The sequence below is a fragment of the Streptococcus sp. 2154 genome (genome assembly GCF_013277255.1).
In the GTDB taxonomy this organism is placed as follows: domain Bacteria; phylum Bacillota; class Bacilli; order Lactobacillales; family Streptococcaceae; genus Streptococcus; species Streptococcus pseudopneumoniae.
The window spans coordinates 13,801-33,610 of sequence record NZ_VMMK01000036.1 but is presented as its reverse complement, the minus strand read 5'-3'; the positions used below and the strand labels follow the sequence as shown (position 1 = coordinate 33,610).

General features: G+C 40.5%; 15 protein-coding genes. 1 reads left to right on the top strand and 14 read right to left on the bottom strand.

Annotated features, from left to right (window positions below):
• Window positions 1-506: 506 nt before the first annotated feature.
• The gene (gene eno / locus HT693_RS07145) at window positions 507-1,811 is read right to left on the bottom strand and encodes a surface-displayed alpha-enolase (protein ID WP_000022813.1); all 1,305 of its coding nucleotides are present in this window, start codon (window positions 1,809-1,811) and stop codon (window positions 507-509) included.
• A 163-nt stretch (window positions 1,812-1,974) separates the two neighbouring features.
• Here eno and HT693_RS07140 point away from each other — a divergent pair, with 163 nt between their 5' ends.
• The gene (locus HT693_RS07140) at window positions 1,975-2,421 is read left to right on the top strand and encodes a DUF1694 domain-containing protein (RefSeq protein ID WP_000131108.1); all 447 of its coding nucleotides are present in this window, start codon (window positions 1,975-1,977) and stop codon (window positions 2,419-2,421) included.
• Here the strand turns inward: HT693_RS07140 and HT693_RS07135 are convergent.
• The 13 genes from HT693_RS07135 to HT693_RS07080 form a co-directional block, all read right to left on the bottom strand.
• A complete protein-coding gene (locus tag HT693_RS07135) occupies window positions 2,418-3,533 on the bottom strand; it encodes a glycerate kinase (protein WP_050138364.1) in 1,116 nt (371 codons plus the stop codon). The genes HT693_RS07140 and HT693_RS07135 overlap by 4 nt on opposite strands.
• An 8-nt stretch (window positions 3,534-3,541) precedes the next feature.
• The gene (locus HT693_RS12060) at window positions 3,542-3,745 is read right to left on the bottom strand and encodes an HAD hydrolase family protein (RefSeq protein WP_188110819.1); all 204 of its coding nucleotides are present in this window, start codon (window positions 3,743-3,745) and stop codon (window positions 3,542-3,544) included.
• A 70-nt stretch (window positions 3,746-3,815) separates the two neighbouring features.
• On the bottom strand, window positions 3,816-4,187 hold the full coding sequence (locus HT693_RS12055) for a phosphoserine phosphatase (protein ID WP_050223215.1): 372 nt from the start codon (window positions 4,185-4,187) through the stop codon (window positions 3,816-3,818).
• Window positions 4,188-4,245: 58 nt separating this feature from the next.
• The gene (gene glgA, locus HT693_RS07125) at window positions 4,246-5,679 is read right to left on the bottom strand and encodes a glycogen synthase GlgA (RefSeq protein ID WP_023940142.1); all 1,434 of its coding nucleotides are present in this window, start codon (window positions 5,677-5,679) and stop codon (window positions 4,246-4,248) included.
• Window positions 5,676-6,815 carry a glucose-1-phosphate adenylyltransferase subunit GlgD gene (gene glgD, locus HT693_RS07120; RefSeq protein WP_000687036.1) on the bottom strand — a complete coding sequence of 380 codons (1,140 nt, stop codon included), beginning with the start codon at window positions 6,813-6,815 and terminating at the stop codon, window positions 5,676-5,678. Before glgD ends, glgA begins: the two co-directional genes overlap by 4 nt.
• A complete protein-coding gene (locus HT693_RS07115; protein WP_023940141.1) occupies window positions 6,805-7,947 on the bottom strand; it encodes a glucose-1-phosphate adenylyltransferase in 1,143 nt (380 codons plus the stop codon). Before HT693_RS07115 ends, glgD begins: the two co-directional genes overlap by 11 nt.
• On the bottom strand, window positions 7,937-9,865 hold the full coding sequence (glgB, locus tag HT693_RS07110) for a 1,4-alpha-glucan branching protein GlgB (protein WP_000375891.1): 1,929 nt from the start codon (window positions 9,863-9,865) through the stop codon (window positions 7,937-7,939). The genes HT693_RS07115 and glgB overlap by 11 nt, the downstream gene beginning before the upstream one ends.
• Before the next feature lie 380 nt (window positions 9,866-10,245).
• Window positions 10,246-12,525 carry a type I pullulanase gene (gene pulA / locus HT693_RS07105; RefSeq protein WP_000283050.1) on the bottom strand — a complete coding sequence of 760 codons (2,280 nt, stop codon included), beginning with the start codon at window positions 12,523-12,525 and terminating at the stop codon, window positions 10,246-10,248.
• A gap of 22 nt (window positions 12,526-12,547) precedes the next feature.
• The gene (locus HT693_RS07100) at window positions 12,548-13,507 is read right to left on the bottom strand and encodes a diacylglycerol kinase family lipid kinase (RefSeq protein WP_000134182.1); all 960 of its coding nucleotides are present in this window, start codon (window positions 13,505-13,507) and stop codon (window positions 12,548-12,550) included.
• A gap of 2 nt (window positions 13,508-13,509) precedes the next feature.
• Window positions 13,510-15,468: an NAD-dependent DNA ligase LigA gene (ligA, locus tag HT693_RS07095; RefSeq protein ID WP_054392795.1), complete on the bottom strand. Its 1,959-nt coding sequence runs from the start codon at window positions 15,466-15,468 to the stop codon at window positions 13,510-13,512.
• Between the two features lie 92 nt (window positions 15,469-15,560).
• A complete protein-coding gene (locus HT693_RS07090; protein WP_050254417.1) occupies window positions 15,561-16,739 on the bottom strand; it encodes an MFS transporter in 1,179 nt (392 codons plus the stop codon).
• A gap of 79 nt (window positions 16,740-16,818) precedes the next feature.
• Complete coding sequence (locus HT693_RS07085; RefSeq protein WP_000400564.1) at window positions 16,819-17,682, bottom strand: XRE/MutR family transcriptional regulator; 864 nt, start codon at window positions 17,680-17,682, stop codon at window positions 16,819-16,821.
• Window positions 17,683-17,684: 2 nt separating this feature from the next.
• Window positions 17,685-19,586, bottom strand: a complete 1,902-nt coding sequence (locus HT693_RS07080) for an ABC-F family ATP-binding cassette domain-containing protein (protein WP_050254416.1) — start codon at window positions 19,584-19,586, stop codon at window positions 17,685-17,687.
• Window positions 19,587-19,810 lie beyond the last annotated feature (224 nt).

The following is a 19,810-nucleotide window of genomic DNA, read 5'->3' as shown; positions in this document are numbered from 1 at the left end:
CCTTGTTACTACGCTTTCAGCGCTCATGAGACCTCACGGGATAAGTCCTACATCTTTCCTCGTTTATACAAGATATGAGGACGTTAAAAGGTTAGAGTGAATTCAATTACTCCCGTGATTTACGCATATGGGTTACGACTACCTTTTTGGACTTTAGAGTTTCTGGCCCCCTTATCCGCTATATACGCCTTACTATCACGTTCCTGTTCGTAGAGCCACGATTTCGCTATCCCTTCCTCTGACGATTCTTATTTCCAGCGTCAGACTTAAAACGGTCTATCCCCAGACCGTTTTAATCCGCTACCTCACGATAGTCAGGCTTGGGAATCGCTACTGGGTTCACCGGTAGCAGGTGCCCACCGAGGACTTACACCTCAGATGCACGACATGCCCGTCGTACCAAAAATAGCCCTTCGGATAAAATCCGAGGGGCTAGAAACGTTGTTAAATCAACGGCCGAACTTTTGAATTTCAAGGTTCGGGATAAAATAGTTTACTGAACTACTTTATTTTTTCAAGTTGTAGAATGATTTCAATCCACGGTATTCTGCTACTTCACCAAGTTGGTCTTCGATGCGAAGCAATTGGTTGTATTTAGCGATACGGTCTGTACGTGAAAGTGAACCAGTCTTGATTTGTCCTGCGTTAGTTGCAACTGCGATGTCAGCGATTGTTGAATCTTCAGTTTCACCTGAACGGTGTGATACAACGGCAGTGTAACCAGCTTCTTTAGCCATTTCGATAGCTTCAAAAGTTTCAGTAAGAGTACCGATTTGGTTAACTTTGATAAGGATTGAGTTAGCAGCACCTTCTTGGATACCACGTGCAAGGTAGTCAGTGTTTGTTACGAAGAAGTCGTCACCAACAAGTTGTACTTTCTTACCAAGACGTTCAGTAAGAGCTTTCCAACCATCCCAGTCGTTTTCATCCATACCATCTTCAATAGTGATGATTGGGTATTTGTTAACCAATTCTTCAAGGTAGTCGATTTGTTCTGCAGATGTACGAACAGCAGCACCTTCACCTTCAAATTTAGTGTAGTCGTAAACTTTACGTTCTTTATCGTAGAATTCTGATGAAGCACAGTCAAATCCGATAAATACGTCTTTACCTGGTACATATCCAGCAGCTTCAATCGCAGCAAGGATAGTTTCAACACCATCTTCAGTTCCTTCGAAACGAGGAGCGAACCCACCTTCGTCACCTACGGCAGTTTCCAAACCACGTGATTTAAGGATTTTCTTAAGAGCGTGGAAGATTTCAGCACCGTAACGAAGGGCTTCTTTAAATGTTGGCGCACCAACTGGCAAGATCATGAACTCTTGGAAAGCGATTGGAGCGTCAGAGTGAGAACCACCGTTGATGATGTTCATCATTGGAGTTGGAAGAACTTTAGTGTTGAATCCACCAAGGTAGCTGTAAAGTGGGATTTCAAGGTAGTCAGCAGCAGCACGAGCTACAGCGATAGACACACCAAGGATTGCGTTTGCACCCAATTTACCTTTGTTAGGAGTACCGTCAAGAGCGATCATAGCACGGTCGATAGCTTGTTGATCACGTACATCGTAGCCAATGATAGCTTCAGCAATGATGTTGTTTACGTTGTCAACAGCTTTTTGTGTACCAAGACCACCGTAACGAGATTTGTCACCGTCGCGAAGTTCAACTGCTTCGTGTTCACCAGTAGAAGCTCCTGATGGAACCATACCACGTCCGAAAGCACCTGATTCAGTGTAAACTTCTACTTCAAGTGTTGGGTTACCGCGTGAGTCTAGAACTTCGCGAGCGTAAACATCAGTAATAATTGACATTTTTTACTCTCCTTATGAGTTAAATTTTTTACACCTCTATAATACCTTAAAACCCCTCCTTTTTCAAGAAAAAACGTTATCTTTGTGCAACTTTTCCTTAACTTTATAAAGTAATCGCTTTCTTTTGTCTGTTTTATTCTAACTTTTATGATATACTGTTTTCATGACAGATTTATCAAAACAATTACTTGAACAAGCTCATGGTGGAGCAAAATTAAATCCGGATGAGCAAAGACGCTATCTTGGTACTTTTGAGGAAAGAGTTCTTGGATATGCAGATATTGATACAGCAAATAGCCCTCAGTTAGAAAAAGGATTTTTATCTATTTTAGAAAACCTTCAGGAAAAAGCAGAGCCACTATTTGTGAAGATTTCACCAACTATCGAATTTGACAAGCAAGTTTTCTACTTAAAAGAAGCAAAAGAAACTGATAGTCAAGCTACCATAGTATCTGAAGAGCATATTACTTCTCCCTTCGGTCTGGTTATCCATAGCAATGCACCCGTTCAAGTAGAAGAAAAGGATCTTCGACTTGCTTTTCCAAAACTTTGGGAAGTTAAAAAGGAAGAACCATCCAAAACATCCTTATGGAAAAAATGGTTTGGCTAAATATTGCGCATAGTTAATAAGTGCCCAATATTGGCAGCCGTGTGCTCCAGATAGAGACTGGCATTTTTCAAACTATCTTCCAAAGGTTCATTTTTCTCCAAAATAGAAAAGGTGGCTTGGATATTTTCAAATGGTAAGGGAGGTAAATCTTCAGCAAGACTACCGCAAATAGCAATAACAGGAACTCCGACAGGGGTTCTTTTTGCAACACCTATAGGCGCTTTCCCAGCAAAGCTTTGACTGTCCAGTCTACCTTCTCCAACAATCACCAAGTCAGCATCTGAAACTTTCTTATCAAAGTTGATTAAGTTCAAGCAGGTATCAATTCCCGACACGATATTTTCCTGAGCAAAGGCACACAAACCGCCAGCAATGCCTCCACCAGCTCCTGCTCCTTTAATTTGCAATATTGCAGGTGAGACTTTTTCATAAAAGTCTTGGATTGCTTGATCTAGGACTGGAAACATAGTAAGATTTAGGCCTTTTTGCTTGCCAAAAGTGTAAGTCGCACCTTGATGACCACATAAGGGACTCACGACATCTGATAAAATATGAATTTGAACACCTTCAGGAATTTTATAGCGATTTTCTGTTGAAACAGAAGCTAAGTTTAATAAGGATTGACCGGAAGCAGGCAAGACATTTCCGTCCCTATCATAAAATTGATAACCTAAACCAGCAGCAATCCCCAGTCCTCCATCATTACTGGCCGTGCCACCAACACCGATATAAATATCTTTAATCCCTTTAGAAATGAGATGGAGAATCAACTCTCCGATACCACAAGTTTGGATTTGAAGTGGATTTCGTTTCTCTAGCGGAATTTTTCCAAGACTAACCAAGTCAGCTACTTCAAATAGTGCCAGTTCCTCTTTTTGAAAATAGCGCATGGCTTCTTTTTGTCCAAAAGGGTCTGTCACTTGGATCCATTTTTCTTTTAGGTCAAGAGAATGTCGGATAGCATCTACAGTACCTTCTCCCCCATCACCAACAGGGCAGAGGAGACATTCTACATCTGCTATCGATTGTTGGAACCCTTTTTTAATAGCTTCAGCTACTTTCTGTGCGGTCAAGCTTTCCTTAAATGAATCTGGTGCAATAACAATCTTCACATTTTCCCTCATTCTAAAAAGTCAATCAAAGGAAGAACTTCTAAAAAATCCCTCTTGTCAATATGATGTGGTATTTCTTTTTTGAGCACTTCTTTGGAACAAAAGGCGATTCCTAACTCCGCCGACTTCAACATTAATAGATTATTGACCCCATCACCGATTGCCACCGTTCTTTCTTTAGAAAGTTTTAGTTTCTTTCTCCATTTTTCCAGAGTTTCTTTTTTGACCTGGGGACTTATAATTTGTCCAACTAATTTTCCTGTTAAAAGACCTTCTTTGACTTCAAGCTAGTTGGCAGTGAAATAGGCAATACCAAGGGATTTTGCTAATCTCTCCAACTATTGGTATAAATCCACCAGACACCAAACCAACTAGGATGCCATTCTTTTGGGGAATAGAGATGAACTCTGGGACATTTAGCGATAGATGAATTGAGTTGAAGACGTTATCAAATACCAAAATAGGAAGACCTTCCAAGAAGGACACTCTTTTTCTTAAACTGCTTTCAAAGACCCACTCTCCTCGCATTGCCCGACTTGTAATCTGCGAAATTTCCTCCTCACGACCTACCTTTCTTCCCAACAAATCAATCACTTCTTCTAGGATTAAGGTTCCATCCACATCCATAACACACAAGCCTTTTACTTGAGACATCAGTTCTCCTCTCTAAACAGCCCAAAAATCGTATGAAGTCATCATACGATTTTATCTATTAATTAACTAAACTATGGTACAAGTCAAGGTATGACTTGCAGGCTGTATCCCATGAGAAATCACACTCCATAGCTTGTTTTTGTAGATTTCTCCAAACGTCAGGATGGTTTCTATACAAGTCCAATGCTGTTTGGAAAGTCCAATTTAACCAGTAAGGTGATAGATTGTCAAAGCTAAAACCAGTACCGCTTCCTTCGATTGGATTGAAAGCGCGGACAGTATCTCGCAAACCACCAACTTCATGAACCAATGGCAAGGTTCCGTAACGCATAGCCATCATTTGAGACAAGCCGCATGGTTCAAAACGACTTGGCATGAGGAAGAGGTCACAGGCAGCGTAGATTTCTTGAGCAAGTTTGACATCAAAAGTGATATTTGCTGATATCTTGTCTGGGTAAATCTGAGCAAACCATGAGAAAGCTCCTTCAAAGGCTGGATCTCCAGTTCCCAAAAGAACAATCTGAACATCATTTTGCAAGATATGGTGAAGACTTTCGATCACCACATCAAAACCTTTTTGACGTGTCAAACGAGAAACAATTCCCACTAGAGGAACGTCAGATCTAACTGGCAAGCCAACTCTCTCTTGTAATTTTGCCTTATTCTGGGCTTTTCCAGACAAATCTTCCTGATTAAAATGATAGTCTAAAAGAGCATCCGTCTGAGGATTATAAAGGTCAGCATCAATCCCATTCACGATACCAGATACTTTACCAGACTCCATTCTAAGAATCTGATCCAAGTTACATCCGAATTTACTGGTCATAATTTCCTGAGCATAACTAGGTGAGACGGTTGAAACACGATCCGCATAGAGAATACCTGCCTTCATCCAGTTCAGACAGTTGTTCCAGCGAAGGGTACCGTCAGCATAACGTTCAAAGCCAACTCCAAACAAGTCCCATAACATTCCTTCTGAAAATTGTCCTTGGAATTCCAAATTATGAATGGTTAAAACAGTTTTTATTCCTTGATAGGCTTGAATCCAACGGTATTTTTCCTTTAACAAGAAAGGAATCATGGCTGTATGGTAATCATGAACATGGAGAAGGTCAGGAATAAAGTCAATCCTTTCCATAGCCTCAATGGCAGCAAGTTGGAAAAAGGCAAAGCGCTCTCCGTCGTCAAAATCACCGTAAACATGACCACGGAAGAAATAATATTGGCTGTCAACAAAGTAGAAGGTTACACCATTTAATACTGTTTTCTTAATTCCACAATACTGTCTGCGCCAACCGACGCTCACCTCAAAATGAAGAACATCTTCAATCTGATTTCCAAATTTAGCCTCTACCATGTCATAGTAGGGTAAAATCACTGCAACTTCATGTCCCGCTTTTACAAGTGATTTAGGAAGAGCGCCAATGACGTCTCCCAAACCACCTGTTTTTGAAAAGGGTGCACCCTCTGCTGCTACAAATAAAATTTTCATGAATGAATATCCTCTGTTACTTTGCTACCTTTCTTAACGACAACTGGATGTTCTGCAGTTCCTCGAATCACAACACCAGGCTCAACTTCAACACCCTTGTCCAAGATAGCATATTCTACCTGAGCTCCTTCTCCAATCACAACACGAGGGAAGAGTAGGCTATCTTTAACCAGGCTATCCTTATGGATATGAATATTACGTGATAGAACAGAATTAGCCACTTGACCTTCAATGATACTACCAGACGCAAACTGAGAAGTACTTACCTTAGATGTATTAGCATAGTAAGTTGGTTCTTCGTTCTTAACCTTTGTATAAATCTTTTGGTTTGGTGAGAAGAGAGAATAGAATTTCTGTGATTCAAGCATATCTTTATTAGCTTGGTAATAAGACTCTACAGAGTGAATATTGGCTAGGTAGCCTGTGTACTCGTAGGCGAAAGCTCCCTCTTTTGCAGCCAAATCACGTAAAACATAACGCAATTTCTCTGGATGTTCTTTTTTAGCTTCTTCTTCCAAGCGTTCAATCAACCACGGTGTATCAACGACAAAGATATCTGTAGACATATTGAACGTTTCAGCTGTTGACTTGCTATCAAAGAGTTTATGAGAAAGAACATGGTCTGTTTCATCCACTTCTAAGATTGCATTTACTTCTGAAATATCTTTCTTAGCTAGTTTTTTATAAACTACAGTGATAGGCCCTTTTGTTGTACTATGTAGATGGAAAACTTGGTTCAAATCAATGTTAATCAAGACATCGCAGTTGAGGGCAACCGTTTGGTTTGATCCAGAGCGTTTTAAATAAGTAAGAAGCTGTTGGTAGTATTCTTTTCCTACTGTGCTACTCTCCACACGAGTATTGTAAATACCTAGATAATAGTGACTGAGAAGGGTTGATAAGCCCCACTCGCGTCCTGAACGAATATGGTCAAAGACTGAGCTGATATTATCCTGCTGGAAAATACCAAAGACACTACGAACACCTGCATTAGCAAGGCTTGAAAGTGGGAAGTCAATCAAACGATATTTCCCACCAAATGGCAAACTTGCTACTGGACGGTGGTCTGTCAATGTCGACATATCGTGAAAACCAACTGTGTTTCCTAAAATGGCAGAATATTTATCAATCTTCATCTGTTGCTACCCCCACTACTTCATTATATCCTACAACTTGTACTTCATCTGTTCCATCAATTTCGACACCGTCAGAAATAATCGCACCTTCACCAATAATGGCACGTTTAATCTTAGCTCCTTGACCAATGATAGCTCCACTCATGATAACTGAATCTACTACTTCTGCTCCTTCGCGAACTTGCGCGCCTGTTGAAAGGATAGAATGTTTAACAGTTCCATCAACGAAACATCCGTCTACAACTAATGAGTCTTCCACATCAGCATTTGCTCCGAGGAAGTTTGGTGGTGAAATCAAGTTTCTTGAGTAAATCTTCCATTGACGGTTACGACTATCCAAGGCATTTTCTGGAGAAATATACTCCATGTTCGCTTCCCAAAGTGACTCAATAGTACCGACGTCTTTCCAGTAACCGCTAAATTCGTAAGCATAAACACTTTCACCTGACTCAAGGTAATTTGGAATGACATTTTTACCAAAGTCTGACATATCGACATTGCTCTTTTCAGCAGCGACTAACATATTGCGGAGACGCTGCCAATCAAAGATGTAAATACCCATAGAAGCTTTTGTAGATTTAGGTTGAGCTGGTTTTTCTTCAAATTCTACAATACGATTGTTAGCATCTGTGTTCATGATACCAAAACGGCTAGCTTCTTTCAGAGGAACATCAAGAACTGCTACTGTCAAACTAGCATTATTATCCTTATGAGACTGGAGCATAGCATCGTAGTCCATCTTATAGATATGGTCACCCGAAAGAATCAAAACATACTCAGGGTTGACACTGTCGATATAATCAATGTTTTGGTAAATAGCGTGGCTAGTCCCCTCAAACCAACGATTTCCTTCACTTGCAGAATATGGTTGAAGGATAGAGACACCAGAATTAATCCCATCTAGACCCCAACTTGAACCATTCCCGATATGGTTGTTGAGAGCAAGTGGTTGATACTGGGTGATGACTCCAACATTGTGAATACCTGAGTTGGCACAGTTTGAAAGAGCAAAGTCAATGATACGGTAGCGCCCACCAAATTGCACAGCTGGTTTTGCGATGCTTTGAGTGAGTTTACCGAGACGAGTTCCTTGCCCACCAGCAAGAATCAAAGCTAACATTTCATTCTTCATTTTCTACTCCTTTTTGGTTTTTACTTGTGACAGTTTTATCAGATTTCAAGCGGCGTTTGATTTTCCAAACACTTGCTCCCATAGCCGGTAGGGTAAAGGTCAAGGTCTGCTCATAATCTTTCCATAGTCCTTCTTGCGTTTGAACAGTTTGATTATGTTCTTTCCAAACGCCTCCCCACTCTTCTAACTCAGTATTCCAGACTTCTTCATAAATCCCTGCAACAGGCAGACCGATTGTAAAATCTTTTCGTTCAACAGGTGCCATATTAAAGACGCAGACTAGCATGTCGCCCTTCTTACCCTTACGGATGAAGGAAAGAACACTCTGGTCTCGATTATCCGCATCAATGATTTCAATACCATCATAGCTGGTATCGATTTCCCACAGACAGCGATGATCTTTGTAAAACTGGTTTAGCTGAGAAGTGAAATACTTCATCTTAGCATTCATAGGGTCTTCTAGATTAGACCATTCCAACTGCTCTTCAGATCTCCATTCTAGGAATTGGCCGTATTCACTACCCATGAAGAGCAATTTCTTACCAGGGTGACAAATTTGGTACGTATAGAGATTGCGCAAGCCTGCGAATTGATTATAGCGATCTCCCCACATCTTGTGCATCATACTCTTCTTGCCATGAACAACTTCATCGTGTGAGAATGGTAGGAGATAATTCTCCTTGAAGACATACATAAAGCTGAAAGTCACTAGGTTAAAGTCGTATGTACGATAAATCGGATCTTCTTCATAGAAACGGAGAATATCATTCATCCAGCCCATATTCCATTTGTAGTCAAAGCCAAGACCATCTGAATCCTTTGTATCAGTAATCTGAGTAGCTGATGAACTTTCCTCAGCTATCATCATCACATCTGGATGAGCTAGTTTAATGACATCATTCAAGCGTTGAAGGAAATAATATCCTTCATAGTTGAGATTACCGCCATCTTTATTCGGTGTCCATGGGGCATCATCGTAATCTAGATAGAGCATGTTGCTAACCGCATCCACGCGAATACCGTCCAAATGGTAAAAGTCAATCCAAAACTTAATGCTAGAAATCAAGAAGGACTGGACTTCATTCTTCCCAAGGTCGAAATTGAGTGCTCCCCAACCATAGTTATGAGCCTTATTATGGTCCTGATACTCAAAAGTCGGTGTCCCATCGTAATAGGCTAAGGCATCATCATTAATAGTGAAGTGACCAGGTACCCAGTCCACAATAATCCCAATATTGTTTAAGTGACATTCCTCAACAAAATCTTGAAACTCTTCAGGACGACCATAGGCATGCTCTAAAGCAAAGTAACCCATAAGCTGATAGCCCCAACTCAAACCGAGAGGGTGAGACATCAAGGGCATAAACTCAATGTGAGTATAGTTCATCTCAACTAGGTAAGGAATGAGTTCATCTTTCAATTGAGCAAAACTATAGGGACTACCGTCTGGATTTCTCTTCCAAGAGCCAGCATGAACCTCGTAAATATTGACAGGACGCTCTTCAAAGCTTAAGCGTTTTCTACGGGCTAGCCAGAGTCTATCCTTCCATTTTTTCTCTGGAATCTCTGTTAAAATCGCTCCAGTACCAGGTCGTGCCTCATACCGTACAGCCAAAGGATCAATCTTCATAAGCTGATGACCATTTGCACGTGTGATATGGTACTTGTAAATTTGGCCTTCTTGAGCAAAACTGGTAAAGACTTCCCAGACTCCAAATTCATTCCGTTCCATCGGAATTTGATTTTCAACCCAATTGGTGAAATCCCCTACCAAGTGAACTGCCTGAGCATTGGGTGCCCAAACTCGGAAAGTATAGCCAGACTCACCATCTTTTTCTTCCCTATGCGCTCCCAGATAATGCTGGAGGTGAAAATTCTCACCTGTCATAAAGGTGCGCAATGCTTCTCTTCTATCCATATACTCCCTTTCTGCTGTAAGCGTTTTCTGTGTTTTTATTATACTACTTTTTTAGAGAAGATTCAAGTAAATTACTATACTTCTTTAAAATTATTTTGAAAATCTACAAAAAGTTCACTTTCTCGTTCAATTGTAAAGCAATATTTTTTCAAAAAAATGTGAAAACACCTTTCTTTTCTCTACTATAATACCAAAAAGTTCGTATTTTTCTATGATTATTATTGTTTTATAGCAAAAAAATAAAACCAGGAAAACAATTTCCTGATTTTACACGTTTGATGAAAATATTTATCAAATTTTCTATACAAGTGAGTTATCAACTAAGTTCTTTCTATTCGTTCACTTCCAATGATGTGTTAGAATAGCGAGATAGATGGTCTTTATAAAACACTCAAGACAGCTAGACTAATATCATCTAACACATTATCTTCTTTTGAACGACTATTAGTTACCAACATAGCTAAATTTCCTGCATTTTCAAATTGATAGGGTTCTGATTTAGCATTCACAACCACCAAGAGGTGTTCTTTCCCATGAACTTCATAGATAAGGCAGCCGCTATGTTCAATCGCAGAATGCACAAAGACATGATGGTAAATTTCATCATAGCTAGAGTAAGAAAAGGCACCAGTTTTTGTCTTCAATCGGATGACTTGACGGATAAACTCAATACTGTCTTGACGCTCATTGATCAAATCCCAGTTGACTTGGTTCACACTGTCAGGAGCATTATAGCTATTCATCGCACGCTCTCTATCATCATGGGTCAACTCACCATTCTCACCAGTCGCAACCAGTTTGGTACGACCAAATTCTTGACCGATTTCCATAAAGGCCATCCCTTGCATGAGTAGGTTCATAGCTGTGGCTGTCTCGACCTTGCGCATGATTTGTTCTGAACTTTGGTTTGGATGAAGGGTTGCCAATAAATCGTGAAGATTGTAATTGTCATGGGCTTCCACATAGTTAAGCACCTGATTTGGATGTGTATAGGTTCCTAATTCACGACTTCCTAGGATTGCTTTGGCTAGAATTGGCTCTGTCGCAGCACCGCTGACAAAACCTGACTTGATAGCACCATAAACTTCTCCACCTTTGACAGCATCACGCTGATTGTCATTAAAGAAACCAATATTTGGCATTTCGTAGGCGTTGTCTTTCTTAGCCTTATCATAAGGTGCAAGACCTGTTCCCATGTCCCAACCTTCTCCATAGAGGATAATGTTAGGGTCGATTTCATCTAAGCTTTGACGAATCATCTGCATAGTCTTGACATCATGAATCCCCATTAAGTCAAAACGGAAGCCGTCAATATTGTATTCCTGAACCCAGTATAGAAGAGAATCAATCATATACTTGCGGAACATTTCGTGTTCACTGGCTGTTTCATTTCCAACGCCTGTTCCATTCTGGAAGGTACCGTCTGGATTCATACGATAATAGTAATCAGGGACAGTTGTTTGGAAAGGTGCATCAACAACTGAGAAGGTATGGTTATAGACCACATCCATAATAACACCAATACCCGCATCGTGGTAAGCTTGAACCATGGTCTTCAAATCACGAATAACCTGAGCTGGGTCGTCTGGATTAGTTGAAAAACTAGTTTCTGGCGCGTTATAGTTTTGTGGGTCATAACCCCAGTTGTAGGTTACATTCCCATCCTCATCGTATTCTTTGTGACGGTCTGCAATTGGTTGCAACTGAACATAATTGTAGCCCAGCTTCTTGATGTAATCAAAAGCAGTTGCTTGGCCGTACTGGTTAACTGTTCCAGTCTGTGCAGCACCTAAGAAAGTTCCTCGAAGATGTTCATCCACACCTGAGGTCGGTGATTTGGTCAAATCACGAATGTGCATTTCACAAATAACTGCCTTACATGGATTTGCCAAGCGCCAAGTAGCCTCTGAACCGTGCTTGACCTCGAAGTTTGCAACTTGCTTTTCTTCATGGCTCAGGATAGCTGAACGTTTGCCATCAGGACTGGTCGCGATGGTATAGGGATCGCGTGTCACTGTTTGGTGGTGAGGGAATTGGACTTGATACTGATAAGCCTTACCAGTCAAATCTTCCTCAACATCCAAACTCCAGACACCGATTGTATTGTCCTTGTGATTATAAGAGTAGCTATTGCCTCTCTCCATCTCAAAGGTCTTCCAAACAGGAGCATCATTAGCAGCTGATTCATAAACGACAACCTGCACTTCTGTCGCTGTTGGAGCCCAGAGAGCAAAACGAGCCTGATTGTCCTCTACACGGCAACCCAATTCCCCTTGGTAGCCCCAGTGGTGGTCGAAACTAGCGCTATTGATAGCCTTGTCAAAAGCAAAAGGATTTTGATTTTTATAGAAAGGACTTGCAATTGCAGGATTTTCAGAATAATAAATTCTATCATCGCCTTCCAAAATCCAGACCTCTGTTAAGAGGGGATAGTGATTAAAACGGATAGCATATTCTTTACTAGTTTGGCCTGTGTGAACCACAAAATTCAAGCTTTCTAAGGGATGAGCACTTGGGTGTTCAAAGCTAAATAAGGCTCCAAAATAATCTTCTTGGTAAGTTAGTAAATCAATTCGTTGATCCTTACTCTTTACAAAAGAGCAAGTGTCGTATTCACCATTCTTTCGATGGTAATGAATGCGCATAGGGTAGTTATACATTTTTATTTTTCCTTTTTACTTTTTAATTCGTTTCTATTTCACTAATAAATTCTTGACTAATCTCGTCTCGATTGACAAAAAATTCGATGTGATGATGGCAGACTTGAAGTTCAACTGGGGTATCTCCTCCATATTCCCCATCTAGGTTCAGCATAAATGGTTCTTGGTCATCTAAAACTTCTAAACGTAGTTTGCTAGTTTTAAGGTATTCGATATTGACGTCTGAGACATGCTGACCACCATTAATGGCCTGTATCAATAAGCCCAACATATCAAATAGCTTGTCTGTCTTGACCAAAATCAGAGTAAAATTACCATCGTCTAACTTGGTATCAGGCGCTAACTGCTCAAACCCTCCAATGGAATTGGTCAAGGCAACAAAAATCAAGGACACCTCTCCTTCAAAGACCCCCTGATCGTGTGTGATTCTCACTGGACGAACCTTGGTCTTAGGAAACATTTCAATGCCTTTAGCAACATAGGCAAAATAACCAAGACGCGTCTTGACTTCACTTGGAACACTGTAAGTCAATTCGGTTAAGGTTCCAGCAGCGGCAATATTAATAAAATATTTGTCGCCAAAAGCTCGTCCAATATCCATATGAATGGTCTCATTTTTAGCAATAATCTGAGCAGCCGCAACAGGATCACCCATTGGAATTTTTAGGGCACGCGCATAATCATTAGTCGTACCTGTTGGGATGATAGCAAGCCGAGGTCTCTTATCGAGCGAGGCAACCCCATTGACTACCTCATTAATTGTTCCATCACCACCTGCAGCAATAATCAAATCAAAACCAGCTTTGGCTGCTCTCTCAGCTTCTTTTTGTGCCGAAAGAGGTTCTGGAGTCGTTTGAAAGGCACTGGTTTCATAGCCAATATTTTCCAAAACATCCAGCACTTCTGCTATATTTTTCTTGATAATTTCCTGCCCTGAGGTTGGGTTATAAATTAAACGCGCACGTTTTCTTTCTTCTGTCATTGTTACAAACTTTCTAGCCAAGCTTCATCTCGAACTTCGATAGCAAGTTCTTGCGCCTTTTGAAGTTTACTTCCAGCATCTGCTCCTGCCACGACGAGGTCGGTCTTTTTAGACACACTGCCTGTCACTTTGGCCCCCAGACTTTCGAGTTTACTTTTAGCTTCTGAGCGCTTGAGCCGTTCCAATTTTCCAGTCAATACCACTGTCAAACCTGACAAGGCTGCATCCGCTACTACAGTTTGACCTTTATAATCCAGATTGACCCCAGCTTCTTTCAATTCTCTGAGGAGAATTTCAGAGCCTTCTGTCGCAAAATAAGTCTGGAGACTCTTGGCAATCACACCACCCAGACTCTCAATACTAGCCACTTCCTCTGGATCTGCCTGAACCAGATTTTCAATTGAGTGGAAATGTTGAAGTAAAAGCTGACTGGCCTTGTTTCCGACATGGCGAATTCCCAAACCAAATAAGAGCTTCTCGGCAGAATTTTCCTTAGATGCTTGGATAGCCTGATACAGTTTAGCAGCGGACTTTTCCTTGATCCCCTCTAAAAGGAGGAAATCTTCTTCTTGCAAACGATAAATATCCGCCACATCCTTGACTAAATTAGCAGCAAAGAGTTTCTCAACAATAGATGGACCAAGGCCTGTAATATTCATAGCATCACGAGAAGCAAAGTGAATCAAGCCTTCCATGATTTGAGCAGGGCAACGCGGATTGATACAACGCAGGGCCACTTCATCTTCAAAGTGCAGCAAGTCAGAGTTACAACTTGGACAGTTTGTAGGGATATCCAGTTTCTCTTCAGAAACCCGTTTGGACTCTACTACACGTAAAACGGCAGGGATAATATCTCCAGCCTTATAAACGATAACCGTATCATCTTTTCGGATATCTTTTTCAGCAATATAATCCACATTGTGCAGAGTCGCACGGCTAACAGTTGTACCAGCTAGTTGTACTGGTGTTAGATTCGCAGTTGGGGTTACAACACCCGTACGGCCAACTGTCCAATCAACTGATAAGAGTTGAGCTTCTTTTTCTTCAGCTGGGAACTTGTAGGCTACTGCCCACTTTGGAGCTTTAACGGTAAAGCCAAGTTCTTCTTGGCCTGCTAGGTCGTTGACCTTGATTACCACTCCATCAATATCGTAAGGCAGATTTTCTCGTTCTTGTCCAACTTCTTGGATAAAATTCCAGATTTCATCCATGCTTTCAGCCAGAATTCGCTTAGGATTAACCACAAAACCTAGTTGTTCTAGGTGCTTCAAAACCTTTTCTTGACTATCACGAGTTGACGGGCTGGCTTCTTGATAGAGGAAGGTAGCAAGATTGCGCTTGGCAACTACTGCTGTATCCAACTGTCGCAGGGTGCCTGCTGCCGCATTACGAGGATTGGCAAATTCAGGCTCTCCATTTTCTTGTCGTGCTTGGTTGACCTGGTCAAAAGAAGCGCGTGGCATATAACATTCCCCACGAACTGTGATATCTAGTTCTTCTGGCAAAGTCAAAGGAATGTCCTTAACACGTTTGAGATTTTCTGTGATATTTTCTCCAATAGAACCGTCTCCACGTGTTGCACCAACAACTAAAATCCCCTTTTCATAAGTCAGCGAGATAGATAAGCCATCGATTTTCAGCTCACAAATATAGGTCGGATAAGCCACTTCCTTACGAACACGCGCATCAAATGCTTCAAGCTCCTCACGTGAAAAAGCATCCTGCAAACTATAAAGAGGATACTGATGACTGTATTTTTCAAAACCATCTAAAATCTTGCCACCAACACGATGGGTCGGACTGTCTGCTAGCACTTGATCTGGATAGGCAGTTTCTAACTCAACCAACTCTCGGTAAAGGCGATCATACTCACTGTCTGAAACCGAGGGATTATCGCTGGTATAGTACTCAGCCGCATAGCGATTGAGCAAGGCGACTAACTCATTCATTCTTTTATTCATAAGACCATTTTACCATAAACTAAGCCCTCCTCACAAACGAGAAGGGCGGAAAAAACACTTAGTTTGAAATTATTTTTGAAACTCAAGCAGCCTTATATCAATTTTTCAAAATGAGTTCGAACATAAATAAACGATATACAAGACAAGATGATAACACCACTTCCAATTATCAGGAAAGAAGAGAGATGTACACTTGGCAAGACTGTCATAAATCCTTTTGCAATAGGCATAAATAGAATAGCTAAGGTAAAAATTGTACTCAGTACTCTCCCAAGAAATTCGCTCTCAACCTTGGTTTGTACTTGAGTAAAAAAGTGAATATTAAAAATCGTCATAAACAATTCACAAACTAAATTTCCAGAAAAGGAAAGAAAATTTGGAAGTGGTAGTCCCATCATAAAAACTCCGACACCTGTCAAAGCCAGTAAAATCAAAAGATTATAAACACTTGCCTTTACTTTGCTAGCTAGAATAGCTCCCACAATGGAACCAATAGCCCCCATAGTTAAAATACTTGCATAGGCTCCTTCTGACCCGTAAAGCTGATTCGAAAAGGGAAGTAGAAATTCAAAAGCTGCAAAAAAGAAATTAACGCTGGAAGCTACCAGCAAAAGGAAAAAAATTTCTTGCTGATGCCAGATATAGTGTAACCCATCCTTGATATCTACAAACATATCTCTCCCAGTAAAAGCCTTTTTCTCTTGAACTCCTACTTCCTCTTTTGGAAGGAAAGCCACTAGAACAAAAGCAATGAAAAAAGTCAGCGAGTCTAGCAGTAGCGTCATATGGAGACTTGCAAACTGTAAAACAAGGAAGGAAAGAACAGGAGAGCTAACACCTACAACCTGCAAAACCAGCTCTAAGCGAGAGTTATAGATCACAATCTCATCTTTCTCAACAACCTCAGTTATAATGGCCTTATTTGCAGGTCTAGAAAATGCAAAAGCAATAGCCTGAACAATATTGGCAACAATCAAAGCTCCAATCATCCAGCTATCATTCCTTATGAAAGAAATAGCCAGACAAAGAATCCCACAAACAAGATCTGCCGTCATTAAAATCTTACGACGAGAAAAACGGTCTGAAATAACTCCGCCAAAGGGATTGACGAGAATAGATGTGACGAGCTCAGAAATCTGATACATTCCTAAAACTGTCTGTCCTATAGTCCCCATAGAAGCCAACCAGACACTATTTCCATAATCATAGAGCATATTTCCCATTTTATTGATAGCCCCACGGCTAATCAACTGCACTGCATAGCGATTCATATTAAAGCTCCTCTCAAATTTTGAAACTATTGTATCAAAACCGAAAGGAGCTTTTTATTTTTTCCCTTATTTGGGAAAATTAACTTTTGACAAATTTTTCGTAGTGTTCCTGATAATAGGCTACTTGCTCTGGAAGACCTAACACATCAAAAATATGCATGGCCTCTTGCATCTGCTTACAGCCTTCTTTACACTGTCCTTTTTGATATAAGGCAAAACCTTTTAAATAATGGAAAACATTACGCTCATAAAGCTTAATACCTTTGTCAATAATCTTCTCTGTATAAGCCTCAAAATAGTTGGCATTATAAAAAGAAGAATGCTCTAAACAATGCTGGTAACAATTGAGGGCCAAAATCAAAACTAATCTCTTATGGCGACTAATCTCTTGGTAAAATTCCTCCCTCTCCATAACTTCTCTACCAATCCGAGTGACATAGTCTACATCGTAGAAACTATAGAGGTTACCGAAAAGAATCAACTCATACATGGTCCATTCTTCTGTTTTGAAGAGATAATCTGCTACCTTATCCAAATCATCCTGCTTCATATCATAAGTCGCATCTCTTTGACAAATCAGACCTTGTAGCAAAATCCAGTTCAGCTCAAAATAAAGGGAAGTCGTCGAACTCTTAGACTTTTCAAGTTGTTCTCTTTGAAGCTTTTGAAAACCTGCAATATCGTTTGAATAGTAAAGTGGGATAATCTGTGCCATCATAGACACATGTTCATGATTATGAAAATTCCTTGCCTTATCCATGAAATTTTCGATTGTTACATGAATGTTATCCAAAATCTCAAAGAAACGGGAGACTGCCAGGTCAGACTCCCCAAGCTCAAAGCGAGATAACTGAGAGGTAGAGCAGGATTCGCCTGCTGCTTCCTTTAAAGAATAATTTCCACTTGTTCGAAATTCACGAAATACTTTTCCAAGATGTTCCATCTTTACACCTGATCTGATAATTCTTCCCACTCAAGCATAGCTTCTTCCTGACGATGGCTGATTTTGTCCAGCTCAGCCTGTAATTCCATGAGTTTGTCGGCATCGTTTGTTTCCAACATTTGTTCAGAAATGGCTTGGCTTTGACTTTCTAGCTCTTCAATTTCAGCTTCTAGACTTTCGATTTGTCGCATGAGTTTGCGAACTTCTTTTTGACTTTCTTTCTGGGCCTGATAGTCATTGACTGGACTTGCTTCCTTTGCTTGATTGCTAGTTGAAGCTTCCTCAGTCTGACTCATTTCTGCTGTTGCTTTCTTCTCAACATAGTAGTCGTAATCTCCAAGGTAGAGAGTTGAACCATTCTCAGACAATTCCAAAACATGAGTTGCCACACGATTGATAAAGTAACGATCATGACTGACAAAAAGCAAGGTACCATCAAAGTCAATCAAGGCATTTTCTAGCACTTCCTTACTATCAATATCCAAGTGGTTGGTCGGCTCATCCAGAATCAAAAAGTTATTGTTTTCCATAGACAATTTAGCTAAAAGCAAACGAGCTTTTTCGCCACCAGACAGCATGCCAACTGATTTTTTGACATCATCTCCTGAGAAAAGGAAGGCACCTAGACGGTTACGGATTTCAACTTCTGGTGTCAACTTAAAATCATTCCAGAGTTCATCCAGTACAGTATTACTTGGTGTCAGCTTGCTTTGGGTCTGGTCATAGTAACCAACCTCAACATTAGCGCCAAAGCGCTTTTCCCCCTTGATAAAAGGAATCTGGTCCACAATAGACTTGATAAAGGTTGACTTGCCGATACCATTTGGACCAACGATAGCGACAGCATTCATCTTACGAAGATCTAGGTTGATAGGTTGTGACAAGACTTCCCCGTCATAACCAATAGCCGCATTTTCAACAGTCAATACAACATTACCAGAGTTTTTTTCCGACTGGAAGGTCATATTGGCTGCTTTCTTGCCAGCTTCAGGTTTATCCAAACGTTCCATTTTTTCCAGTTGTTTACGTCGAGATTGGGCACGTTTGGTCGTTGAAGCTCGGACTAGATTGCGATTGACAAAGTCTTCCAGAGCCGCAATCTCCTTCTGTTGCTTTTCATAATTTTTTGCCTCAGTAGCTAGCTTCTGCTCCTTCAACTCAACAAAACGAGAGTAATTCCCTACATAGCGATCCAAGGAATGCTTGGTCAAATCTAGCGTAATCGTCGCAACCTTATCCAAGAAATAACGGTCGTGGCTAACAATAATGAGGGCACCGCTATAGTTTACCAAGTAATTCTCTAGCCAGGCAATGGTTTCAATATCCAAGTGGTTGGTTGGTTCGTCCAATACCAAAAGATTGGGCTTTTCAAGGAGCATTTTAGCAAGTGCCAAACGAGTATTTTGACCACCTGAAAGTTCAGCTATTTTCATCTGCCACATAGACTCGTCAAACTTGAAACCATTCAAAATCGCTCGAATATCAGCTTCATAGGTAAAGCCACCTGCTTGGTGAAAATTTTCAGATAAGCGGTCGTAATCTGACATCAGCTTATTTAAGTCCTCACCAGACTTTTCACCCATCTCCAGCTCCATCTGACGAAGTTGTTTCTCAGTCCGACGCAAGTCATCAAAGACATGAAGCATCTCATCGTAGATGGTATTTTCAGACTCAAAACGGCTATCTTGGGCTAGGTAAGACAGAGAAATATCTTTTTTCTTATTGATTTCTCCGCTAGTTAGCTCCTCTTCTCCAACTAAAATCTTCAAAAGAGTAGACTTACCTGCACCATTTTTCCCAACAAGGGCAATCCGGTCTCGTTCATCAACCTGCAGGTTAATATTATCGAAAAGAACCTCTCCTGCAAAAGAACGTTCAATTTTATTAGCTTGTAAAATAATCATACAAACAGTATAGCATGTTTCCCTAAGGCATTCAAGATAATCGTAAGTATTTTAGCGAAGAACTTGTAACATAAAATAAATTATGTAAAATTTGTATTGGATTCCTTCGCTATCTTGTTGGATTTTCTAATAAGCTAATCTTGCTTCAAATAGTTATCGCACAATTCTATTATTTAATTCTTTTCATTATATACGTACGTATAGCGGATTGAAATAAGATGAGA